Origin of the sequence: Polaribacter sp. R77954, assembly GCF_044595335.1 — a bacterium.
Lineage (GTDB): Bacteria > Bacteroidota > Bacteroidia > Flavobacteriales > Flavobacteriaceae > Polaribacter.
Window position 1 is genome coordinate 1118117 of record NZ_CP138992.1, and the last position, 25040, is coordinate 1143156.

The 25040-nt window shown below is 31.8% G+C and carries 15 protein-coding genes; 2 read left to right on the forward strand and 13 right to left on the reverse strand.

Going from position 1 to position 25040, the window contains the following annotated elements; translation table 11 throughout:
- Window positions 1-719 precede the first annotated feature (719 nt).
- Together SJY27_RS04860 and SJY27_RS04865 are read left to right on the forward strand one after the other, a co-directional pair.
- A complete protein-coding gene (locus tag SJY27_RS04860) occupies window positions 720-8720 on the forward strand; it encodes an SdrD B-like domain-containing protein (RefSeq protein ID WP_397447133.1) in 8001 nt (2666 codons plus the stop codon).
- A 551-nt stretch (window positions 8721-9271) separates the two neighbouring features.
- On the forward strand, window positions 9272-11314 hold the full coding sequence (locus SJY27_RS04865; protein WP_397447134.1) for an LruC domain-containing protein: 2043 nt from the start codon (window positions 9272-9274) through the stop codon (window positions 11312-11314).
- A gap of 81 nt (window positions 11315-11395) precedes the next feature.
- Here the strand turns inward: SJY27_RS04865 and SJY27_RS04870 are convergent, their stop codons facing one another.
- From SJY27_RS04870 to SJY27_RS04930, 13 genes are all read right to left on the reverse strand, one after another.
- Entirely contained in the window at window positions 11396-13486 is a 2091-nt protein-coding gene (locus tag SJY27_RS04870; RefSeq protein WP_397447135.1) for a von Willebrand factor type A domain-containing protein, read from the reverse strand.
- Window positions 13487-13584: 98 nt separating this feature from the next.
- A complete protein-coding gene (locus tag SJY27_RS04875; protein ID WP_397447136.1) occupies window positions 13585-14700 on the reverse strand; it encodes an AMP-binding protein in 1116 nt (371 codons plus the stop codon).
- Window positions 14687-15649 carry a lysostaphin resistance A-like protein gene (locus SJY27_RS04880; RefSeq protein WP_397447137.1) on the reverse strand — a complete coding sequence of 321 codons (963 nt, stop codon included), beginning with the start codon at window positions 15647-15649 and terminating at the stop codon, window positions 14687-14689. The genes SJY27_RS04875 and SJY27_RS04880 overlap by 14 nt, the downstream gene beginning before the upstream one ends.
- A 41-nt stretch (window positions 15650-15690) precedes the next feature.
- A complete protein-coding gene (locus tag SJY27_RS04885) occupies window positions 15691-16728 on the reverse strand; it encodes an o-succinylbenzoate synthase (RefSeq protein WP_397447138.1) in 1038 nt (345 codons plus the stop codon).
- A gap of 6 nt (window positions 16729-16734) precedes the next feature.
- Window positions 16735-17250, reverse strand: a complete 516-nt coding sequence (locus SJY27_RS04890) for an SRPBCC family protein (RefSeq protein WP_397447139.1) — start codon at window positions 17248-17250, stop codon at window positions 16735-16737.
- 23 nt (window positions 17251-17273) lie between these two features.
- Window positions 17274-18209: a 1,4-dihydroxy-2-naphthoate octaprenyltransferase gene (gene menA / locus SJY27_RS04895; RefSeq protein WP_397447140.1), complete on the reverse strand. Its 936-nt coding sequence runs from the start codon at window positions 18207-18209 to the stop codon at window positions 17274-17276.
- Window positions 18200-19702 (reverse strand): PH domain-containing protein, encoded by a 1503-nt coding sequence (locus SJY27_RS04900; protein ID WP_397447141.1) that lies wholly within the window; start codon window positions 19700-19702, stop codon window positions 18200-18202. The genes menA and SJY27_RS04900 overlap by 10 nt, the downstream gene beginning before the upstream one ends.
- Window positions 19695-20207 (reverse strand): PH domain-containing protein, encoded by a 513-nt coding sequence (locus SJY27_RS04905; protein ID WP_397447142.1) that lies wholly within the window; start codon window positions 20205-20207, stop codon window positions 19695-19697. Before SJY27_RS04905 ends, SJY27_RS04900 begins: the two co-directional genes overlap by 8 nt.
- A gap of 4 nt (window positions 20208-20211) precedes the next feature.
- Window positions 20212-20613 carry an SPOR domain-containing protein gene (locus tag SJY27_RS04910; protein WP_397447143.1) on the reverse strand — a complete coding sequence of 134 codons (402 nt, stop codon included), beginning with the start codon at window positions 20611-20613 and terminating at the stop codon, window positions 20212-20214.
- Between the two features lie 3 nt (window positions 20614-20616).
- Window positions 20617-21396: a (Fe-S)-binding protein gene (locus SJY27_RS04915; RefSeq protein WP_397447144.1), complete on the reverse strand. Its 780-nt coding sequence runs from the start codon at window positions 21394-21396 to the stop codon at window positions 20617-20619.
- A gap of 147 nt (window positions 21397-21543) precedes the next feature.
- Window positions 21544-22860, reverse strand: a complete 1317-nt coding sequence (locus SJY27_RS04920) for a 4Fe-4S dicluster domain-containing protein (RefSeq protein WP_397447145.1) — start codon at window positions 22858-22860, stop codon at window positions 21544-21546.
- Between the two features lie 24 nt (window positions 22861-22884).
- Entirely contained in the window at window positions 22885-23853 is a 969-nt protein-coding gene (locus tag SJY27_RS04925; RefSeq protein ID WP_397447146.1) for an MlaD family protein, read from the reverse strand.
- A 54-nt stretch (window positions 23854-23907) separates the two neighbouring features.
- Window positions 23908-25008 carry an N-acetylmuramoyl-L-alanine amidase gene (locus SJY27_RS04930; protein ID WP_397447147.1) on the reverse strand — a complete coding sequence of 367 codons (1101 nt, stop codon included), beginning with the start codon at window positions 25006-25008 and terminating at the stop codon, window positions 23908-23910.
- Window positions 25009-25040 lie beyond the last annotated feature (32 nt).

A 25040-nucleotide genomic window follows, 5' to 3' on the forward strand; every position in this document is an offset into this window, starting at 1 on the left:
TAAAACATAAGTAATTGTGTCTTATGGTATATTATTTTCGGTAATTTTAAATTCGTTAAAACTTATCAAGAAACACAAACTACTGACTAACAAACAATAACAAACACATATTTAACCTTAAAAAGTTTGTGTAATTCCATTTTATATTTATATTTGCACACCCTTAACCCGAAAAATTTAAATTAAAACCCGACAAATCCAAAGAACCTAAAACAAACTAATACCTTTTGCAATAGTAATCCGCTATTCATTATAAGGCAATCAAATAGCGTTATCTTTTAGTCCATTTTTTACTCAGCATCATCAATTTAGCTGTTTAAAAACCCTTGTATTTTCCCCAAATCTTACTAATTATTTATAATTCTTTTACAAAGAAAGAAAATTGTAATTGAACGATATGAATTTGTTTTCTACCGAAGACAACCCCATAAAAACCCTTAAAATAAATAATTTTGTTATTGAAATTTAAAGTTATTACCCTTAACTAAAGACTTTTAAAATGGATACGAATACATTACTTAGACTATTAAAATCAAAAAAAACACAATATACAAATACAGCTTAAACAGCTAAAAACCAAACCAAAAGTCATCTTAATTAACAGTTGACGCTATTTAGTTTTATTCTTTTACTACACTAATTATTTTCTGACCAAAAATAATTATTAAAAAAAGATTTTAGTTTTTCATAAAGAACCTCTAATTATAATCCTTTTCACTATGTTAAATGGAATTACACACAACAGGACAGTAAGCTCAAACACATTTTCATTTTTTAATAATTTAAAAGCATTTCTATTTCAATCGCACAGCAATAAGATATTGCTTTTAGTTTTAATTTCATTTATCTATTCTGCTGATTTATATTCTCAAAACAATCTAAATTACGATAGTAAAGAAAGTATACGCCTGTCTAGTGGAATCATGTCAAAATCTAAAACCAAAACAAGTGTTGAAGATTTTTCTGTAATAAACTTGTACTCAGCAGCCAATCAAAGTAGCGTTTGTTCGCCTGAAACCTCTGTTTTAATAACAGAAGGCTCAAGTTATGGTATTTCTAGATCAACTTTAAACAATAGTGGAGTACCATCTTTTTGTTTAAGTCTTGGAGATGATGCACCAAAAGAAAATGACATCTACAATACTACATTAACACCTGCAAGTGATATCAGTTTTAATAACCCAAACTTGTCTGCATCTATAATAAGAGAGAGAGTACAACGTACAATGTCGGTTATAGAACACCCCAATTATGCACCAAATTCTCAACCCTCTTCTTTAACAAATAATTTTTATAAAGCAATACAGATAGTAGTTTGGAGTTGGACAAACAATCTTAACGTTTCAGATTATAATTACAGTTGGACAGGCAAAAATGGAAATACTTATTATGCTACAAATTTAAAAAATTGGGTAATTAATGAAACATTACAAAAATCTGATGTTTATTGGTTATTACCTGTAGATAATAATTTACAACCAGAAATTTTACTAAATCAAAACACATCTTCAAATTGCTGCCCAACTTCACCTTCAATTACCACAAGTGTAAATACACCTAATAATGGTGAGATTATTTTAAATTCAGCTTCTAACGCATATTTTTATGGGGTTAGCACTTTGAATGCTGGTAGCTATGATGGACCTACAACAATTGCAACTGCAACAGAAATTCCTAGTTCATTGCCTTCTACATTAGTATCAAACACCTCTCAAAACGCGGTAAGTTATATTGTAAGAGTTTTTAATAACATCGATAGTTGCTTTACAGATTATAACTATACTATACCAGGGGTTTCATGTACATCAACTTACGCTTCTTATCAAAGTGATCAAAACAATGTAAATGGAAGAAATAATGTTTCTGGTGCTGCTGATGGTAATTATGCAGAAATACATAGCAGTAATCAACAATTAATTTTAGATTTCAATCAGGTTTTCCCTGCTGGGACTGAATATAAAATTACATGGCGTGTAAGAAGTGGTGTAAACGGAACAGCTTATATTGATTTATCTGAATCTACTTCGGCTAACTCTGGTTTTACAAATCATCCTACAACACCTCAAACTTCATCAAATAGTTTTATTACAACTACTGTTACCGCTAACAAAGATTTTAGATACTTAGCGTTTGATAAAGGTAACATTAATAATACAGATTACGATTTAGATGCAGTAGAAGTAAGCATTTGTGTAACATGTGATGTTGCTGATAACACAACAACAACAGCTTCAATTACAGAAAGCGAAACTAAAACTTTATCTGGTTCACCTGCAGGTGGTACTTGGTCTATAGTTTCTGGTGGTGGTGCTATTAATGGTACTACATATACTCCTGCAGATGTTAACACAAATACAAATGTAACCTTAAGATATACAATTGCTGCAGATGGATCTTGTGCAGCTACTTCTGATGATGTTACGTTTACAGTAACTCCTGTGTGTGATGTAGTTGCTGACAATACTACATCAAATACAACAATAAGCGAAGTAGAAACAAAAACATTAACGGGTTCTCCTGCTGGAGGAACTTGGTCTATTATTTCTGGTGGAGGAACTATCAATGGAAACACTTATACTCCAGCAGATATCATATCAAATGAAACTGTAAAAATTCGTTATACAATTGCTGCTGATGGTGATTGTGCTGCTACAACTGATGATGTAACTTTTACAGTAGAAGCATTACCAACTGCATCAGCAACAAAAACAGATGTTACTTGTTACGGTTTAGGTGATGGTTCAATAACTATTACTTTTGGAGATAATACATCAAGAACTAACATTGTATTTAGTTTAGATGGTGGTAATAATTATCAATCTAAAGTAGGTGATGATTCTGGTAGTGTAACTTATTCAAATTTAGCTCCAGGTACATATGATGTTTGGGCAAAATGGGGCGATAATGATTATCCTATAGATTTGGGAGCAGATTTAACAATATCTGAACCTGCTGAAATAACAATTAACAATACTACTTCTGGAGCAAGCATTACAGAGAATCAAACCAAAACATTAACAGCTTCACCTGCTGGTGGAACCTGGTCTATTGTTTCTGGTGGTGGAACAATAAATGGTAATACTTATATTCCAAACAATATTAATACAAATACTACTGTTAAGTTAAGATATACTTTACCAGCAAATGGAACTTGTAGTGCTATTTCAGACGATGTAACTTTTACAGTAACTCCAATCTGTATAACAGCAATCAATACAACTCCAACTGCTTCAATCACTGAAGATGAAACTAAAACTTTAAGCGGTTCGCCTGCTGGTGGTTCTTGGTCAATCGTGTCTGGTGGTGGTTCTATCTCTGGATCAACTTATACACCTGATGATATCAACACAGATACTACTGTCGTAATTCGTTATACGATTGCTGCTGATGGTGACTGTTTGGCAACTTCTGATGATGTTACTTTTACTGTAACTCCTGTTTGTGATGTAGTTGCTGACAATACAACTTCAACTGCTTCAATCACTGAAGATGAAACTAAAACTTTATCTGGTGCACCTGCTGGGGGTACTTGGTCAATCGTTTCTGGTGGTGGTTCAATCTCTGGATCTACGTATACACCTGATGATATCAATACTAATACTACTGTTGTAATTCGTTATACGATTGCTGCTGATGGTGACTGTGCTGCGACTACTGATGATGTTACGTTTACTGTGACTCCTGTTTGTGATGTAGTTGCTGACAATACAACGTCTACGGCTTCAATCACTGAGGATGAAACTAAAACTTTATCAGGATCTCCTGCTGGGGGTACTTGGTCAATCGTTTCTGGTGGTGGTTCTATCTCTGGATCAACTTATACACCTGATGATATCAACACAGATACAACTGTCGTAATTCGTTATACGATTGCTGCTGATGGTGACTGTGTTGCTACTTCTGATGATGTTACGTTTACTGTAACTCCAGTTTGTGATGTAGTTGCTGACAATACAACGTCTACGGCTTCAATCACAGAAGATGAAACTAAAACTTTATCGGGTGCGCCTGCTGGGGGTACTTGGTCAATCGTTTCTGGTGGTGGTTCTATCTCTGGATCTACGTATACTCCTGATGATATCAATACTGAAACTACTGTCGTAATTCGTTATACAATTGCTGCTGATGGTGACTGTGCTGCGACTACTGATGATGTTAGCTTTACTGTAACTCCTGTTTGTGATGTGGTTGCTGATAATACAACTTCAACAGCTTCTATTACTGAAGATGAAACTAAAACTTTATCTGGATCTCCTGCTGGGGGTACTTGGTCAATCGTTTCTGGTGGTGGTTCTATCTCTGGATCAACTTATACTCCTGATGATATCAATACTGAAACTACTGTCGTAATTCGTTATACAATTGCTGCTGATGGGGACTGTGTTGCTACTTCTGATGATGTTACATTTACAGTGACTCCTGTATGTGATGTAGTTGCTGACAATACAACGTCTACTGCTTCTATTACTGAAGATGAAACTAAAACTTTATCTGGTACGCCTGCTGGTGGTACTTGGTCAATCGTTTCTGGTGGTGGTTCTATCTCTGGATCAACGTATACACCTAATGATATCAACACTGAAACTACTATCGTAATTCGTTATACAATTGCTGCTGATGGTGACTGTGCTGCGACTACTGATGATGTTAGCTTTACTGTAACTCCTGTTTGTGATGTGGTTGCTGATAATACAACTTCAACAGCTTCTATTACTGAAGATGAAACTAAAACGCTTTCAGGATCTCCTGCTGGGGGAACTTGGTCAATCGTTTCTGGTGGTGGTTCAATCTCAGGATCTACATATACGCCTGATGATATCAACACTGATACAACTGTCGTAATTCGTTATACAATTGCTGCTGATGGGGACTGTGTTGCTACTTCTGATGATGTTACGTTTACTGTTACTCCTGTATGTGATGTAGTTGCTGATAATACAACTTCAACTGCTTCTATTACTGAAGATGAAACTAAAACTTTATCTGGATCTCCTGCTGGGGGTACTTGGTCGATCATCTCTGGTGGTGGTTCTATCTCTGGATCAACTTATACACCTGATGATATCAACACTGAAACTACTATCGTAATTCGTTATACAATTACTGCTGATGGTGACTGTGCTGCGACTACTGATGATGTTACTTTTACGGTAACTCCAGTTTGTGATGTAGTTGCTGATAATACAACGTCTACTGCTTCAATCACTGAGGATGAAACTAAAACCTTATCAGGATCTCCTGCTGGGGGTACTTGGTCAATCGTTTCTGGTGGTGGTTCTATTTCTGGTTCAACGTATACACCTGATGATATCAATACTGAAACTACTGTAATAATTCGTTATACAATTGCTGCTGATGGTGATTGTGCTGCTACTTCTGATGATGTTACGTTTACTGTGACTCCTGTTTGTGATGTGGTTGCTGATAATACAACGTCTACGGCTTCAATCACTGAGGATGAAACTAAAACTTTATCAGGATCTCCTGCTGGGGGTACTTGGTCAATCGTTTCTGGTGGTGGTTCTATTTCTGGTTCAACGTATACACCTGATGATATCAATACTGAAACTACTGTAATAATTCGTTATACAATTGCTGCTGATGGTGATTGTGCTGCTACTTCTGATGATGTTAGCTTTACTGTAACTCCTGTTTGTGATGTGGTTGCTGATAATACAACTTCAACAGCTTCTATTACTGAAGATGAAACTAAAACTTTATCTGGATCTCCTGCTGGGGGTACTTGGTCAATCGTTTCTGGTGGTGGTTCTATCTCTGGATCTACATATACTCCTGATGATATCAACACTGATACTACTGTTGTGATTCGTTATACAATTGCTGCTGATGGTGATTGTGCTGCTACTTCTGATGATGTTACGTTTACTGTGACTCCTGTTTGTGATGTGGTTGCTGATAATACAACGTCTACGGCTTCAATCACGGAAGGTGAAACTAAAACTTTAACAGGATCTCCTGCTGGTGGTACTTGGTCTATAGTTTCTGGTGGTGGTTCAATCTCTGGTTCAACTTATACACCTGATGATATCAATACTGATACTACTGTAGTAATTCGTTATACAATTGCTGCTGATGGTGATTGTGCTGCGACTACTGATGATGTTACTTTTACGGTAACTCCAGTTTGTGATGTAGTTGCTGACAATACAACGTCTACTGCTTCAATCACTGAAGATGAAACTAAAACTTTATCTGGATCTCCTGCTGGGGGTACTTGGTCAATCGTTTCTGGTGGTGGTTCTATCTCTGGATCAACTTATACACCTGATGATATCAACACTGATACTACTGTTGTGATTCGTTATACAATTGCTGCTGATGGTGACTGTGCAGCTACTTCTGATGATGTTAGCTTTACTGTGACTCCTGTTTGTGATGTGGTTGCTGATAATACAACGTCTACGGCTTCAATCACTGAGGATGAAACTAAAACTTTATCAGGATCTCCTGCTGGGGGTACTTGGTCAATCGTTTCTGGTGGTGGTTCAATCTCTGGATCTACATATACGCCTGATGATATCAACACTGATACAACTGTCGTAATTCGTTATACAATTGCTGCTGATGGTGATTGTGCTGCGACTACTGATGATGTTACGTTTACGGTACTACCAAATGACTTAGGGTCAATTGGAGATTTAGTTTGGTTCGATACAGATGGAGATGGAATTAAAGACCCAAATGAAAATGGTTTAGGGGGCGCAACTGTTACCTTAATTTCTAACAGACCAAATTATGCACCTAATAAAACTGTTATTACTGATGTTAATGGAAATTACTTATTTACTGATTTACCTAGAGGTTCGTATACAGTACAAGTTGATGTAAGTACAGTTACATCAGGTCTTCCTGCTGGTATAACAACTACAGATTTAGTACAAACTTATGATTGGGATAGTGTTGGTACCGAAAATAGAAGTACCATTAATTTATCAAGAGGTGAAGATAATTTAAGTCAAGATTTTGCGTACGGAATTAGTTCAGGAAACACTTCAGGAGGTAACTCAGGTGGTATCGAATCTGAATCTTTGGGGGATGCCATCTCTAAAATCTACGTAGGTAGAAAAAAGAATTCTGTTCCAACTGAATTTGTAAAATCCTCTGAAAACTTGTACAACAAGTCTAAAATGAAATCAGTTCAACCTTATCAAGGTAAAGGGCAAACTTTATTAGATATGTTTCCTGCTGAATTAGTAGCTGGTAATGTAGCAAATGTTACGTCACCAACTGATATTTTAGATTACACCATCGCTGATGAAGTATTGTCTGTAGATTTTTCTATTGATGGAAAAACTAAGGGTGTTGTATTAGGTATAAAAACATCAGATAAAGTGTACAACCACACTAAGGCATCTTGTGATAGGTTGCGTGGTGCTGAAATCTTAAATGTTATGCCTCTTCAAATCAATGGTTATAACTTTTTAATGCAAGGTATTAAGCAACGAAGTGGCGAGGTTGAATACGCTGTTTCTTTTGCTGTTGCTAAAAATAATAATGATAGTAATTATACTATTCAGAGCAACTGGTATGTAAATAATTACAACAAGTTTAATGATATGTTCAACTTCCAAGTTTGGACAACAAAACCTGCTGATACGCAAAAATTAGTTACTGATGTTTTAAACAACTTAAAAACATTTATGCCAATAGTACAGACAGAAACTCAAAAAACACCTGAAACCTATGCGTCTAAAATTTATAGAGATAAAGGTGAATTAATTGTAAAATTAAGAAGCACAAAAGCGGGCAATACAGCTGAGGTATCTATGGTAGAGTTATATTCTGAAACCGCTAATAATATCAAACATAGGTACAATTCAATAGCTACTGAAATACAACAAAGTTTATCTGTTGATATTGCTGATGGTTATGAATATGATGCCTTAATCAAAGTAGATGGTGAAGTAGAAGATGCTTTTTATCATGCTGATGGTAACTGGGGATTAGATTATGACAAACGTTATACTGAAATAAAGAATTACTTTGTATGGAATGATTTTGATAGAGAGTATCAAGATGATGAATATACCATCAACAGAAACCCAGAAGTAAAAGCAACTAGCGAGTATGATTATTTAACATTGTACAAGTCTTTATTACCTGGTACTTTATCTGCTGATTATTCTCAGTACAACTATGTATCTTTCAAAGCTAAAGGTTCTGGTTTAATAGAATTAGGATTAATCAAATCTTCTATCGAAGATTGGAAAGCCCAATATAGAGTTATGGTAGACTTCTCTGAAGAAGAACAAACCTACTATGTTCCTTTCGAGTACTTTACTTCTAGTGCATCTCAGGCTAAATTAAACGCTAACGATCTAACTACTTTAACTTTTACTTTTTTACCTGTGGAAGCACAAACTAAAGAATTAGACCTGAAAATCTCTGATGTGAAGTTTACCAAAACTGCGGTTGAAGATCAAATCATAGCCAAAATTGAAAAATTTGAAAATGAGTTTATGGCATACCCTAACCCTTCTAAAGGTAATGTAAACTTATTATTATTCAGTGAAGCTGATACAGAAGCTAATATAACCTTATCTGATGTAACTGGGAAAGTAATTTACAACCAAAAAGTACAGTTAAATGCTGGTAAAAACGAATTAGATTTTAACTTTAAAGTAAAAACAGGTGTAATGCTTCTTAAAGTAGCATCACCAGAAACTAATTATGGAACTTCTAAAATCTTATTTAGATAAAATTTATAGACAAGATAAAATAAGTAGATCAACCTTATCAAATCAACACCTTAATGCATTCAAAAGTGCTCAGATATTTTAAGAAAAAATCAATAGTTTATTAAATTTTTTAGGGGTATTAATTTATAACTATTGATTCTAGAGGGCTGACTTTGTCAGCTCTCTTTTTTATGCTTCATATTTCGCATTAACAATTCGTTTAATGTCCCGAAAATTGTTTTTATGTTCTCTCATAAAAATCGTTTGAATTCAATTAATATAACTTTTTTTTAAAAAAAGTATCAACACAAAACTCTTGTTAAGCCATAATTCATTATTTTAAAGCACTTAAATGAATTTATTTTTTTTTTATGAAAAGAATGTAATTATAAAATCATTAGACAAAAACACAATAATAGGAGTTTAGACCAATACCATTCGTCAACACTTTCTTTCTTTTTATCTAGATGAATAATACAATTATCTCGATTTAAAAAAATAAAAACTAATATTTTATAGTTTTGTAACGTAAAGATTAACCATTTAATTGAATATAAAAAAAACAAAAGATTATGAAAACCTTTCCCTCTAGTTTACTATTAATATTGCTTTTAATTTTAAGCTCATGCGAACATAAGTTCCCTCAAGAAGATTTAACCCCAGAGACCACCACAATTAACAATTTAAAAGCAAGCGCTAACTTTGATTGGAATAATTCTAACAAAACAAAAATATCACTTTTTACAAAAGACAATGCAAACAATCCTGTTGCTAATGTTAAAGTGAGTATTTGGACCAATTTAGAAGAGGAAGAAGGAATAGAAATAACGAATGGTGTTACAAATAGTCAAGGTGAATTAAGTTTTGATTATGACTTTGAAGCAGATATTACTGAGGTAGTTTTAAAAACAGATTTTATAGGTTTTATTCCAGAAGTAAAAGTGCCTATAGAAAATGGAAACATATACTATACATTTGGTGGTAGAGTTAGTGGTAAAGCTAGAGTAGACTCTAAAAACAAAGCATTATATAACAAAGTGGAAAACACTCTTCAAAAAAACTTTAATGCAAATATAACTATCAATTATATAGGTGGTTATGATGGTAATGGTGTGCCAAATTATTTAGAAGATGAGGCAGACTATGTTAGTGGAGATTTTTTAAATGATGTTAACATTGCATTACCAGAAAATAACCCAGTACCAGAATATCACCCAGAATATTTAACTGGTGTAAACGAACAAAACTTGGTGATTTTAGACAAGGCTGATGTTTGGGTAACCTTTGTTTCTGAAGGTGCTGGTTACAGAAATGCGCTTGCTTATTATACTTACGATAGAGATTTTCCGCCAACAACAACCGATGATATTAAAGAATGTAATGTAATTTTCCCAAATGCGTCTTTCGAATTTTCTGGTGGTGGATTAAGATCTGGAGATAAAGTTTACTTAGGTACATTTGAAAAAAACACAGTTGTAGGTTGGATATTATTAAGAGATGGTTGGCATGGACCATCACAAGAGGTAACAGAAGGTAGAGGCTTACTATATTCTAACCAAGAATTAAACCCAGAAGAAAATGCCGAACATCGCCAGCATTCTATACTCCTTTTAGACCAAGAAAGAGACGTAATCTTAATTGCATTCGAAGATTTAATTCGTCCTTATGGTGATAATGATTTTAACGATGCTGTTTTTTACGCAACAGCAAACCCTATAGAAAATGTTGAAATTGAAAATATCCAGATATCAAATCCTGATCCTGTAGATACAGATGAAGATGGCGTTTACGATAGCTTTGATGATTATCCTGAAGATCCTGAACGTGCATTCAATAATTACTATCCTAACAGTACCAATTTTGGATCTTTAGCTTATGAGGATTTATGGCCATCAACTGGAGATTATGACTTTAACGATTTAATTATAGATTATAATTTTAACAGAATTACCAATGCCGACAATAACGTAGTTGAGTTAGAAGGTAAATTTATAGTAAGAGCTATTGGTGCCAATTATGAAAATGGTTTTGGATTTACAATTGATGGCATAGCACCTACCTTAATAGAGTCTGTTACTGGCACAGAATATACAGAAGGTTACATACAAAATAACGCAAATGGTACAGAAGCTAACCAAAGTAGTGCTACTATTATAGTGTTTGACAATGCAAAACAACATGGTTTTGCCAATACAAGACAAGATCAATTATTTCAACTGGCAGATACTTTAAAAGTAAATATTAAATTAGCAACACCTGTAAATCAAGATGCATTTGGGGTAGCACCTTACAATCCTTTTATCATTATTAATAAAGAAAGAGGTAAAGAAGTACACTTGGCAAATTATGCTCCTAGTGATTTAGCTGACACTTCAATCTTTGGTCAATCTGCTGATGATAGTAACCCAAACAGTGGTAAATATTACAAAACTGTTGAAAATTTACCTTGGGCTATTAATTTTCCAAGTAGATTTGAATATCCTATTGAAAATGCAAGTGTAGATACAGCGCATCTAAATTTTATAACTTGGGTTTTAAGTGATGGTTTTGAATATAATGATTGGTATAAAAATAAGCCCAACTACAGGAACTCTAGTAATATTTATAGCAAGTAGTTTTTTGTAACAAAACAATTAGATCGTCTAAAATTTCTTTTAGACGATCTTTTTTTTTTACAAAACGTATTGTATTCTATTTTAAATACTTTTAACCAATCTTATAAATTCGGCCCTGTAACCATCTAAATCATCTCCTCTCCCATTTTTTGCCAGCTCTAAAATAATTGAATTTTCTACATTTTTAGTGTATTGAGATTTTCTCAATTTCATACCAAAAAGGGCTACAGCTGCAGCAAACTGCATGTCTTTTGAAGGTTGAGTAATTTGATTTTTCTGAACTTTAACCATTTCTATACTTTGAGTTCCTTTTGGTTTTTTATACCTAAACTTTACCGTAAATAATTCATCCTCATTAGATAAAGTTATTTTTTTGGGTGACTTGTATTTTAGTTCTGGTACATCCTTTAAAAAATCACTTTTTTCACCTTCAAGAATAATTTCGTACAATGCTGTAACTTTATGACCAGCACCTAATTCACCAGCATCAATAGTATCATCTAAAAAATCTTCATCATTTAGCAATCTATTTTCATAACCAACTAATCTATACCCTTTTACTTTATTAGGATTAAATTCTACCTGAATTTTAACATCTTTAGCAATAGTATGCAAAGTACCTCCAAATTCTTTTCCAAAAACCTTTTGTGCTTCTAGCATAGAATCGATATACGCGTGATTGCCATTACCTTTGTCTGCTAAAATTTCAAGTTTTGCATCTTTATAATTACCATAACCAAAACCTAAAACCGATAAAAACACGCCAGATTTTCGTTTTTCTAGAATCAATTCTTCCATTTTTGTATTTGTTGAAGCACCAACATTAAAATCTCCATCAGTAGCTAAAATCACTCTATTATTACCTTTCTTTTTAAAGTTTTTCTCCGCTAATTTGTATGCCAATTCTATACCTTTTCCACCAGCTGTTGCACCACCAGATTCTAGATTTTGCAATGCGTTTAAAATAATTTCTTTTTTATTTCCAGCAGTAGGCTGTAACACAACACCAGCTGCACCTGCGTAAACCACAATAGACACTTTATCTTTTGCTCTGAGTTGATTTACCAAAAGTTTAAAAGCAGATTTTAATAGTGGTAATTTGTTTTGAGATGCCATAGAGCCTGAAACATCTATTAAAAAAGTAAGATTAGATGGGGGTAATGCTTCTTGCGCATAATTTTTTCCTTGCAAACCAATTTTAACAAGTTTGGTTGTGTTATTCCAAGGTGTTTCAGAAAATTCTGTATGAATTGCAAAAGGATGGGCATCTTTTGGTTGTGCATATTGATAATCAAAATAGTTAATCATTTCTTCGATTTTAACAGCATCAAAGGGTACTTTTTGTCCATTATTAATCATTCTTCTTACATTGCTATAAGAAGACTTATCTACATCAATAGAAAAGGTAGATAACGGATTTAAGGCAACTCTTTTAAAAGTGTTTTCGTGTATTTGCGCATAAGACTCCTCATTTTCTAATCTATAATTCCCTTTTTTTGTGGTAATTACAACACAACCATTTTTTGCAGCTGCACCAAAAATTTTTTTTGCTTTATACCTTTTGTACACATTAACCTTTGCAATATCGTTCGAATTTAAATTTTTAATGATCGTATTATAGCTTTTTTGAATAGGAACACCGTCTACAATGTATAAAGGTTCTTTTATTTTGGTTGTTAAACTTGTACTTTTTGTACTTTGTTTTTTGTCATTTTTAATTGAATTTTTAATTCGTACTCCAGCAACACTTCCTTTAAGCGCTTTACTTATTTTGTTATGATACGCTTTTCTTTTTTGTGCTTTAATAGCAGATACTGCATAGCTAGAAGTATGTGTTTTACCTCTAGAGTTTCCATAACCAACAATTACAATTTCTTCTAAATTATTTTGATTTTCAATTAAAGAAACGTTGATTATTGTTGATTGACCTACCTTTCTTTTTATGGTTTTAAAACCCAAATACGAAAAGACTAACACGTCATTAATTTTTGCTTTTATAGCATATTTGCCATTAAAATCGGTTTGTGTACCAACAGTTGTTCCTTTAATAACAACAGAAACTCCTGGCAGCCCTCCAGAAGCATCAGAAACAATTCCGGTAATATTTTTTTCTTGAGATTGTGTTGTTAAATATCCGAAAAGTAACAACAGATAAAAAAGTATTTTATACATAGTGTAAGTTTTAAAGTTGATATAAAACTAACTACGAATTATAAATTAAAAAATACGGATTGAGTAAACACAATCGTTTTAAAAGTAAAACGGTATTTTTATTTAGTGAAGATTTTTTGAAGGGTTTGTGTTCTTTGTATTTTACCTGTTTTGGTTTCTATAAATTGTGAAGTAAAATAAATTTCTTTGGGTTTTTCAAATTTTGATAATGAAGTTAAATTTTGAATTTTACTTAAAAGGGATTTCTCGGCTTTACCTAAAATATCATTTTTAGGACTAGCCTCTAGAATTAAAATCAATTTTTCACCTAACTTTTCATCATTGATTCCTGCTACAAAAAAACGATTTTCAATTATTTTCGAAAGTTTTTCTTCAATTTTCTCTGGGTGTAACTTTACACCTCCAGAATTGATTACATTATCAAAACGTCCTAGCCATTGAAATTGGGTATCAGAAATTAACTGAACAACATCATTGGTTACTACTAATTTTTCTGCCACTTTTGGTGCAGAAATTACCAAACAATTTCTTTGATCTTTATAAATGGTTACGTTGGGTAAGGTTTGATAAAAAGAATTTACTTTAGTTTCAAAAGAGGTTTTGGTAATTCTACCTATAAAAGACAAAGGCTTGTTTAATTTTTTTACAGCTATATGTGTAATTGTTTCTGTCATTCCATAGGTTGCAAAAACTTCTGTAGAAAGGTGTTGTAACTTTTTTTGCAACAAATTAGAAACCACACCACCACCAACAATAAGTTTTTTTATTTTCTTGATTTTCAGCAATGAGTTTTCTAATTGTAAAGGTACCATAGCAGAAAAATCGTAGTTTTTTTCTATCTTTTCTAAAGGATTTGAACTAGGTTCTACAACATCTAAATGCCAACCTAAAGTTATTGCCCTAACCAACATCATTTTACCAGCTATATATTGAGTTGGCAAACACAGTAATGCAGTTGTATTTTTAGGTAAATTAAAAAAAGCACCTGTAGCTAATGCAGAATTTTGCATCAATTCTTTTTTTAGTTGAATTGATTTTGGCAAACCTGTAGAGCCAGAAGTTTGCACTAAAATAGCATGCTCTGCAGCAAACCAATTTTCTAAAAACTGATGTATATCAACAGAAAAATCTTTAGTATACCTTAAGATTTCATCAACAGTATTAAAAGAAATTCCATTGAGTTTAAAACTTTTATGAAATTTATTCTGTACCAAGATCGTCTAAAACTCTATAGTTTTCTTCTAGATGTACTGGTTTTTCTATGGTTCCAGCAAGTTTTTCTTTCCAGTTGTTCCATTTGTATTTTTTTGCAAAAGCTAAAATCAACAAAGGAAAAAAGACAAACACAGGCACAAAAACATCAAATCCTAATTCGGGTTCAGAAAGATCTATCAATACAGAATCTGTTTGAAAAACAGTCCAATCTGCAGTAACCAACAAGGCCGTGATTAAGTTATTGGCTGCATGGAAACCCAATGCCAATTCCAAACCTTCATCCATTAAGGTGATAATCCCAAGAAAAAAACCTGTACCAATATAATACACTAAAATTCCGTAACCCAATTTATCTACTTCAGGATTTGCAATGTGCAATAAGCCAAAAACTACAGAGGTAAAAATTAACGGAAACCACCTGTTTTTTGTAACAATACCTAAACCTTGCATTAAATAACCTCTAAAAAAATACTCTTCGAAACTGGTTTGTAATGGAATTAGTAAAATACCAATAACAGCAAGCATCAAAAATTTATCTAAATTAAAATTCCATTGATAATTTTCTGGAGATAAATTATAATCTAAAACCAAGAAAAAAGCAGTTACACTGCCCCAAAGCGCAAATGCAAAAAAGATACGTTTCCAATCAACTTTTGGTCTTGATGTGGTTAATGAAGTTAGCGTTTGTTTGTGTAGAAATTTCACCCAAAGAAACAAAGCAATTAAACCGATTGCAAACGGAATTAAATTTTCTATCAAAAATTGGCTTGCACCTTTAGCCGCAATTTGATCTTTCATCATTTGCTCAATATCAAAGTTTGGATCTAAGTTTTCTAGAATTATCAATCCGATAAAATTCAAGGCCATAAACCCGAAAAATAAACCTGCAAAAACCAGGTATTTCCACATCCCTAAATCTCCTTTATAACCTTGTTGTATGTAATTCATTTTATTTTCTTTTGAAATTCTGAATCAATTTCAGAATGGCTTTACACTAAATTAAAATTCCAATTTTGTGTTAGATTGTATTGTAACGTTCCGTTTTTAACCTCTAATGGGCTCTCAAAATTATTGGTAAACAAACTCCCTGTACCTAAACCTTGTGGTAGTTTATTTTGCAATTGATACGTAAATTGTGCTATGGCATTTAACCCAACATTACTTTCTAAAGCAGATGTAATCCACCAACCAATATTTTGCTCTTCAGCAAATTTAATCCATTCTGTACTCCCTGCAAAACCACCTACTAAACTTGGTTTTAGAATAATGTATTGAGGATTAATTTGGGTAATTATTTTTTGCTTTTCTTCGGATGAAAAAACACCTATTAATTCTTCATCTAAGGCAATTGGCAAAGGTGTTTTATCACACAAGCTAGCCATTTCTTCTAATTGACCTTGTTTTATAGGTTGCTCTATAGAATGGATATCTAGGTCTGATAATCGTTGTAATTTTTCAAGCGCATTTTTAGGATTAAACGCACCATTTGCATCTACTCTAAGTGTTATATCTTCTGATGAAAATTGATTTCGAATAGACCTTAACAACTCAATTTCAGCATCAAAATCAATAGCACCAATTTTCATTTTAATGCACGAAAAACCAGCTTTTAGTTTTTCTTTGATTTGATTTTTCATAAATTGTTTTTCGCCCATCCAAATCAATCCATTAATGTTGATGAATTCTTCTCCTTTAGTAAATTTTGAGGGAAATAATTGAAATTTATCTTTGCTATCTAAAGATAAAAAGGCTTGTTCTAAGCCAAATTGGATTGATGGGAAGTGTGCCATTTTAGCCAATAAAAAATCTAAACCTTTGCCAATATTTGTACAAACCCAGGCTAACGTTTCTTTGTAATTGGCAACATCATCTATGCTTAATCCTCTAAACAATCCTGTTTCTCCAATACCAATTTTATTGTCTTTTTCTATAATAATAAACCACGTTTCTTTGGTTCTTAAAACACCTCGTGAAGTACCACTTGGATTTTTAAAATTGAGAATATACTTTTTATAGGTTGCTTTCATTACAATTTACTGCTTTTCTATAAATTCCTTAAAATTGTTTAAATACAATTGGTCTTGTGTTTGAAATGTACCTTTAAAATACGGAAACATACACGCCATAATATAAGAATCGCTTTGGCAACTTGCATTGAGCGTAATTGTTGTTGTTCGGTTTTTTTTGGTAAACGAATAATCGTCTGTCTTTAACATATTTTCGGCATCAAAAAATAAAGTAACCTTTTCATTAGGTATGTAAGCCATTACTTTTTCTGTCATTGTAATTTCTTGTCCTTGATTTTCAACTACCATTTTATAAGTACTACCTGTTGTTCCTAAATTTTCGTTTAATACTTCAACAGATTTTACTTCTGGAATCCAATTTTTGATATTCCCTTTTTTATTAAAAGCCATAAATACCTCTTCAATTGGTTTATTAATGGTAACTTCTGCAGAGTAACTTGTTTCTTTAACCACCAAACCTGTTGCAAAAAACACAAGTGTAATTGCAGTAATGATTCCTAAAATTATTTTTACTGTTTTCATTTATAATGTGAACGTTTATTGTTTTAAAAAAATGTATTCCCAATCCCAAAAAGAATGGCGAATAAAAAAGTACTTAAAGCAACTTTTTTCAACTCGCTATCTAATTCACTAGGAATTTTATTTTTAGCGACTGTTCGTATATTGATTATTAAAGGAATAAAAGCAATTAAAAACAAAAATTGATATTCACTTTTAAAATTCAAATACGCATAAATTATGGCTGTAACCAAAGCTCCAAGAATTAAAAAATAATGGTATTTTTTGGCCTTTTCACCTCCTAATTTTACTACCAATGTATTTTTATTGTTCTTTTTATCTTCTTCTCTATCTCTTAAATTGTTTAAATTAAGCACTGCTGTACTTAATAGGCCTATAGAAATTGCAGGTAAAAATATTTCGAAATTAATGGTTTTAGTGTACAGAAAATAACTACCAACTACACTTAACAACCCAAAAAACAAAAACACAAAAACATCACCAAAACCAGAATATCCATAAGCAGAATTACCAACCGTATATTTTATTGCTGCTGCAATAGATGCAATGCCAAGAAAAAAGAACAATATAGAATAACCGAAATTTTCACTACCAAAAGCTACATAAATTAATAATAAAGCAATTAGTAAAGTGATGATTGTTGTAATAATCATTGCCATTTTCATTTGTTTGGGCGTAATTGCACCAGAAGATACCATTCTTGCTTCACCTGTTCTGTTTTTGTCTGAACCTTTAATTCCATCTCCATAATCGTTTGCAAAGTTAGATAATACCTGAAAGCCGATTGTGGTTAAAATACATAACCATAAAATACTTGAATGTACTGGAATAGGAACATACATATCAGCAGTACTCATCATAAATTCATCTCTATTACCAAGAAAACTTCCCACAATAATACCAGAAACAGACAATGGCAAAGTGCGCAATCTGGCTGCTTTTATAAAACTTTTTACATCCATTCTTTTTGGCTAGTTTCTACTTTATACAAGGTATGATTATAAATTTTAATAGCATCATGAAAAGGAATACAAGGAATTTTTATTTTACCTGACGCTGTTTGCAACACCAAATCTGCAACATTGCTTCTTTTTTGAAAAATAGTTTGTTGCATTTGTATGTTTTGTACTTTAAAAATTTCTAAATACGTATGATGTGTTTCTAATAATCCTTTGCCTACCAGCAACATATCATCCGATATTTTATAAAATCGTTTTTTAACCTTTTTAAGAATCAAAAATACGACAAAAGGGATTACTAGAATTACTGAATAGAAGATTTCGTAGTGTTGGAATCCTAAAAAAATACTAAAATAAGCAATAATCAAAAATAAAAATGTAAAGGTGAAAAGTCTTCTTTTAAAATAATGATCTGGGTATTTTTTTTCGCAATTTTCAACCTCATCAGCATTGAATAGACTTGATTTTATTGTTTTTACTTGGTCTTTTTTACAACCCACAATTCGTATTAATTTGTCTTTCTTTTTGTGATTTAATTTACCACTAACTGCTTGTTTAAAGGTAACAAAAGAAATGCCAATAATACGCTTTAAAGGATTTGTAGAAATGGTAATATTCTGCACTTTTGCCTTTTTTAAAACAATAGATTTCTTGGTAAATAAACCTTGATTGATTTCGAAAGCGTCCTTTTTTAAGTAAGCTGTTAAATTAAAATGAATTAGAAAAATTCTAACAAAAGAGGTAAGTAATGCAATAATTGTAAGAGAAATTAGCATAAAGAAAATAAAAAAAAGACTCGCAGAAAAAGCATTGGCATTTTCTTCTATAAAACCATCTAAATTTTCTATTTGCCCTAAACCATCAAAAATCTGTTGAATTTGATTGAATAACCCAAATAATAATGCTAAAAATAAGAATAAATTTTGGAGGTGATTTTCGGTTAAACTTACTTTAAACAACTCTTTAACACCAATGTTTACTAATGGTTTATTTTCTTCTTTTAGAAAATCTTTTTGATCAACACTTTTATTTTTAGCTATAAATTCTTTTAAAGCTGTTGCTTTTTCTAACGATAACGCTTTTATAGATATTTCTGTTTTGCTAGAGCCTGCAGTTTCTATACTCACCTCAAAAACTCCAATAATTTGTTGAACAAGATTTTGTTTAAAATTAATATTTTGAATTCTTTCAAAAGCTATAGAAGTATTAGTTTTTTTAAGAATACCTTGTTTTAAGATAAAATGTTCATTTTCTATTTTAAACTGAAAATTTTTATAAATCAAATACGCTCTTACCAATAAAACTAGTAGAAGCACTACAATACCTAAATAAATATAGGTTGTATTTGTAGTTGAAAGTTTAGAAAAACGCTGTATAAAAATGAATAAAAGTATCCATAATGCTTTTACAACCTTGTAAATAAGATTTACATAAATAACAAAAATTCCTTTTGCAGATTGTTTTGAAAATTGAGAAAAATCGAATGAATTAGGCATCTATTTTTGTACTAATAAATTCTTTTATTTGTAATGCTGTTTCTTTGGTTAACCCTTTAATTTCAAGATCATCACTGCTATCTCCAGCAGTATAAACACTTAAAGAAGATAAGCCAAAAAGTCTTGAAATTGGTTTTTCATCTATTTCTACATGTTGTATTCTTGTAAAAGGTACCGTAGTTAATTTTTTAATTAATAAGCCACGTTTATAAGAAATGTCCTTGTCTCTTAGAGCATATTTTCTTAGCGGAAAACTGAATAGAATAAAGCCAAAAACACATCCAAAGCATAAAAAAAAGACACTATAAATATACATTACAAACTCATTGAATTCTTCTGTAAAAAGAAATTGATGTAAAACAATTAACCCCACCAATAAAGAAACTAAAACTAAAAAAAAATTGATACTGATTACTTTTAAGTAACTTTTATCAATTCTATTAAACTCAATTTTAGTGATATCTGGTAATTCTAAAACGATATCGTTCTGAAATTGTTTTTCCATAAAACTAGTTTTGTAAAGCTTCTGTTATTGATATTGGCTCACCATTTTTTAATGCCTGAATAAAAGCACCTTTATATTTCTTTAAAATTTGCAATCTGAATGCTCTAGCTTCTTTATAAGTTTCAAAATCACCTAATCGAAATTTTGTCAATCCGTTTTCATCGTAAGTATTGATACCTTCAATACTGTATAAATTATTATTTTGTTTACTTAATGCCGCAATTTGAACGGTAAAAATTAACTCAGGTACATACTCTTGAATTTCGGGCTCTTCAATTTTTTCTAACTTAGGTACTACTTTCTCTATTTCTTGTTCTTTAGACTCTGTGGTCTCTTTTTCAACTTCTTTTTTTCCACAAGAAAATACCATCAAACAAAACAGAAATACAATAAATACGTTTTTCATGGTTTATAATTTATTAGCTTCAGCAATTAACTCTGCAATATCTTTTACCAAAACTTGATTTTCTTTTTCTTTAAATTTAATACCATCTGTCATCATTGTATTGCAATAAGGGCAACCTGTTGCAATAATGTTTGGTTTGGTTTTTAGAGCATCTTCAGTTCGTAAAACGTTTACTTCTTTATCACCAGGTTCTGCATCTTTAAACATTTGTGCACCACCTGCACCACAACATAAAGCTGTTTCTTTATGGCGTTTCATTTCTGTAAGATTTACCCCCAATCTTCTAATTAAATCTCTTGGAGATTCGTACACTTCATTGGCTCTACCTAAATAACAAGGATCGTGAAAAGTAACTCTTTTTCCTTTTAACGTAGCATCATTTATACTTAAACGCCCTTCTGAAATTAAGTTTTGTATAAATTGTGTATGATGATACACCTCGTATTTACCTCCTAAAGCAGGATATTCATTTTTTAGTGTATTGAAAGAATGTGGATCACAGGTTACAATTTTTTTCACTTCATAACCATTTAAAACCTCAATATTCATCATAGCTTGCATTTGAAATAAAAACTCGTTTCCTGCTCTTTTTGCAGCATCTCCTGTTGATGATTCTTCTGTACCTAAAACTGCAAAATCTACATTGGCTTGGTGTAATATTTTAACAAAAGCTCTACTTATTTTTTTGGCTCTATCATCATAACTTCCTGCAGCACCCACCCAAAATAATACTTCTGGTTTTTTGCCTTGGGCCATCATATCTGCCATTGTTGGTACGTTCATACTAAAAGCCCCTGATTCCCCAAAGGGGAACACACGCAAGGGTTACGTTGTTTATGGTTAAAAAAAAATCTAATATTTTACTAATTTACGAAAAAAAATTTCCATTAGAAGCTACACTTTGCTCCCTTTTGGGGAAACAGAGGCAACTTACTCTTCGTTTGCCCAGTTTAATCTGTCTTGTTGATTGTATGGCCAAGGAGCACCATTGTTTTCTACATTGGTCATCATCATGTTTAACTCTTGTGGTGCTGCACTTTGCTCCATCACCAAGTATCTACGCATATCCATAATAATAGATAATGGATCGATATTTACAGGACATTCTTCTACACAAGCATTGCAACTTGTACATGCCCATAATTCTTCTGGCGTAATAAAATCGTATAACAGTTGTTTACCATCATCTTTAAACTCGCCATTATTTGCATCAATATTTCTACCCACTTCTTCTAAACGATCTCTGGTATCCATCATAATTTTACGAGGAGATAGTTTTTTACCTGTTAAATTTGCAGGACAAGCAGAGGTACACCTACCACATTCTGTACATGTATAAGCGTTTAATAATTGCACCCAATTTAAATCGGTAACCTCTGAGGCACCAAATTTTTCTGGAACTTCGTCTTCAGCACCTTCTTCTGGCATTGCATACGGATCTGCATCTGGATCCATCATTAATTTTACTTCTTTAGTAACCGACTCTAAATTATTGAATTGTCCTTTAGGATTTAAATTCGCAAAATAGGTGTTTGGAAACGCCAATAAAATATGTAAATGCTTAGAATAGTATAAGTAATTCAGAAAAGTTAAGATTCCTAAAATATGAATCCACCAAGCTGTTCTTTCTATTATATGGAGAGCTTCAGGAGAAAATCCATCGAATAAAGGTACAAGAAATTGACTGATAAGATTACCAGATCCTGCTTCTTGAAAAGCAGTATCTGTAGCATTCATTGTTAGAAACAAGGTCATTAAAACAATTTCGAAATACAAAATGTAGTTTCCATCTTTTTTGGGCCAACCTTTCATTTCTCTGCTCATAAAACGCTTGATATCAGAAACATTTCTTCTTAACCAAAAAATAATGACGGTTATTAAAACAAGAACTGCTAAAATTTCAAAAGTGCCGATTAAAAATCCATATACTGATTTTGGAATTACGTTTAGAAAAACTCGGTGTGTACCAAACAATCCATCAATAATAATTTCTAAAACCTCGATATTTATAATGATGAAACCCACATACACAATGATATGTAAAAACCCAGAAAATGGTCTTTTAACCATTTTAGATTGCCCCAAAGCAATCATCATCATATTTTTTAAACGTTCCGATTTTCGATCTGTTCTGTTTACATCTTTTCCTAATTTGATGTTTCTTGATAATTTTTTGACATTCATCACAAAAAAACCAATACCAGCTATTAACGCTAACGCAAAAAATATGTTGGGTAAATATTGCATGTTATTTTTCCTATTTATAAAGGTTTACTCTTTAATTACTTGCAAACTATCAGGCAAAGATGGGCTATATTCTTTTGGTTTTTTACCAAATACTGAAAAATGAACGTATCTTTTTGGGTTCAATTTTAAGTCTCTTAATAATTGCTCTAGTTCTTTAGTTGCAGCCTCAATATTATTGTATAATTTATCGTCATTTAACAACTTACCCATTGTACCTTGGTTAGCATTGAGTTTTTTAGATAACTGATTAAAATTATCTATCGCATTTTCTGCTTTTGCAACAATACTATTAATGTTTACTGTTGTTAGTGTGTCTGATAACTTATTAAGATTTTCGGTAATATTTTTAGTGTTTTCTATAGTAGTTTTTAGGTTACCTTGATTGTCGGCAACCATATTATTTACAGACCTTATGGTTTGCTTTAATTCTGAAATTATTACAGAAAAATCGGTCACAGAGTTGTTAATTCCGTCTATAGTTTCATTATTTAAAATTTTATTAATTCCTGCAAAAAGCGTGTCAGCCTTTTCAATAACTTTTTCAACTTTAGTCTGTAAAGGGTCTAACCTTTCGCCTATAGAAGTAAATAAGCTCTCTTCCATTTCACCTTGTAATGTATCTCCAGAAACTGCAGGTTGACCCTCATAATCTGGAATAATGGCTAAACTTGATCCTGCTAACGGATTTGGTGAGTATATTCTAACCACACTATTTTTAGAAAATTCAAAATCATTTTCTACGTTAAAGGTAACAATAAGATGCCCTCTTGTTGCTACTCTTTCATCAAAAACAATATTGCTAACTTGCCCTACTTTTAGGCCATTTAAAGTAACAGCACTTGCTTTATTTAAACCCCCAATTTTAGAATATTCAACGTTAAAAGTACGCGCTTTACCATCTAACAAATCGTGGCCTTTTAAGAAATTGAATCCCCAAAAAAAACCAATTATAATTAATACAATTACTATACCTGTTTTTAATTCTTTTGACATCTTTAGAAATTTGTTAACAATATTACTAATTATTTTTGTTAGAGTATCCCAAATTTACGGCAATTTATTTACTTCTTTTACAGATACTTTTTCTCCGTTTTTAAAAGCTACCATAAATGCAGATTTAAAACCTTTTTGCTTTGCAATTTTTATTGATTTTAATGCTGCTTTGTAAGAAGAAGTTACCCCATAATAATATTTATAATAACTACCTATTTTTACTCTTTGAACATTATTTAGACCTTTAAAATTGTAAGGTTTTGTTGGTATTTTATTTTTACCAGATGCTATTTGTATTTTAAACTCTACAACATCTTTAACAACATTATAATCATCAAGAATTTCATTGGTAAATACTGTATTTAGTTTTAAATTACGTACATAATTTTTTACAGCATCTGCAATAGCTTTTGCCATTTGTTGTTGCCCCTTTTTAGAATTTAAAAACCTACCCTCTTTTTTATTGGTTAAAAAACCCAACTCTACCAAAACACTAGGCATAATTGTTTCTCTTAATACTTGAAAATTATCTTGTTTTACTTTTCTATTATTCCTTTTTAATTTATACGCAAAGTTATTTTGAATAAGACTGGCTAACTCTAAGCTTTTATCTAAGTTTTCTTCTTGTAAAAGCGATAAACCGATTACAGATTCTGCAGAATTTGGATCAAAGCCCTTATACCTTTTTTCGTAGTTGTCTTCTAAAAGAATCGAAGCATTTTCTCTTTTAGCAATTTCTAGGTTTTTTTTATTACCTCTTAATCCTAAAACAAAAGTTCCTGCCCCATACGCATTAGAAGTATGTGAATCGCAGTGAATAGATACAAATAAATCTGCTTTGGCATTATTTGCAATTTCTCCTCTTTTCCAGAGTTCTGGATACACATCTTTTTTTCTAGTATATATTACTTTAATATCTTTTTCTTTATGCAGTTGATTGCCAACCTCTAAAGCAACTTTTAAAGCAATATTTTTTTCTTTGTACCCATTTCCTAAATTACCAGGATCTTTACCACCATGACCCGCATCTAAAACAATGGTATACTTTTTTTGTGCATTTACCGTTGATAAAGAAAAAAATACAACCAAAGAAAATCCTAAAAAAAACAAGTTTTTTAGTTTGGTATTAAATTTGTGGGTTTGTAGAAAATTCATCAATAAAATTTAACTAATTTTGGCATCATTAA

Coding starts and splice junctions, on each gene's coding strand:
- SJY27_RS04860 (WP_397447133.1), top strand. CDS start 720: ATGTTAAATGGAATTACACACAACAGGACAGTAAGCTCAAACACATTT.
- SJY27_RS04865 (WP_397447134.1), top strand. CDS start 9,272: ATGAAAACCTTTCCCTCTAGTTTACTATTAATATTGCTTTTAATTTTA.
- SJY27_RS04870 (WP_397447135.1), bottom strand. CDS start 13,486: ATGTATAAAATACTTTTTTATCTGTTGTTACTTTTCGGATATTTAACA.
- SJY27_RS04880 (WP_397447137.1), bottom strand. CDS start 15,649: ATGAATTACATACAACAAGGTTATAAAGGAGATTTAGGGATGTGGAAA.
- SJY27_RS04885 (WP_397447138.1), bottom strand. CDS start 16,728: ATGAAAGCAACCTATAAAAAGTATATTCTCAATTTTAAAAATCCAAGT.
- SJY27_RS04890 (WP_397447139.1), bottom strand. CDS start 17,250: ATGAAAACAGTAAAAATAATTTTAGGAATCATTACTGCAATTACACTT.
- menA (WP_397447140.1), bottom strand. CDS start 18,209: ATGGATGTAAAAAGTTTTATAAAAGCAGCCAGATTGCGCACTTTGCCA.
- SJY27_RS04900 (WP_397447141.1), bottom strand. CDS start 19,702: ATGCCTAATTCATTCGATTTTTCTCAATTTTCAAAACAATCTGCAAAA.
- SJY27_RS04905 (WP_397447142.1), bottom strand. CDS start 20,207: ATGGAAAAACAATTTCAGAACGATATCGTTTTAGAATTACCAGATATC.
- SJY27_RS04910 (WP_397447143.1), bottom strand. CDS start 20,613: ATGAAAAACGTATTTATTGTATTTCTGTTTTGTTTGATGGTATTTTCT.
- SJY27_RS04915 (WP_397447144.1), bottom strand. CDS start 21,396: ATGAACGTACCAACAATGGCAGATATGATGGCCCAAGGCAAAAAACCA.
- SJY27_RS04920 (WP_397447145.1), bottom strand. CDS start 22,860: ATGCAATATTTACCCAACATATTTTTTGCGTTAGCGTTAATAGCTGGT.
- SJY27_RS04925 (WP_397447146.1), bottom strand. CDS start 23,853: ATGTCAAAAGAATTAAAAACAGGTATAGTAATTGTATTAATTATAATT.
- SJY27_RS04930 (WP_397447147.1), bottom strand. CDS start 25,008: ATGAATTTTCTACAAACCCACAAATTTAATACCAAACTAAAAAACTTG.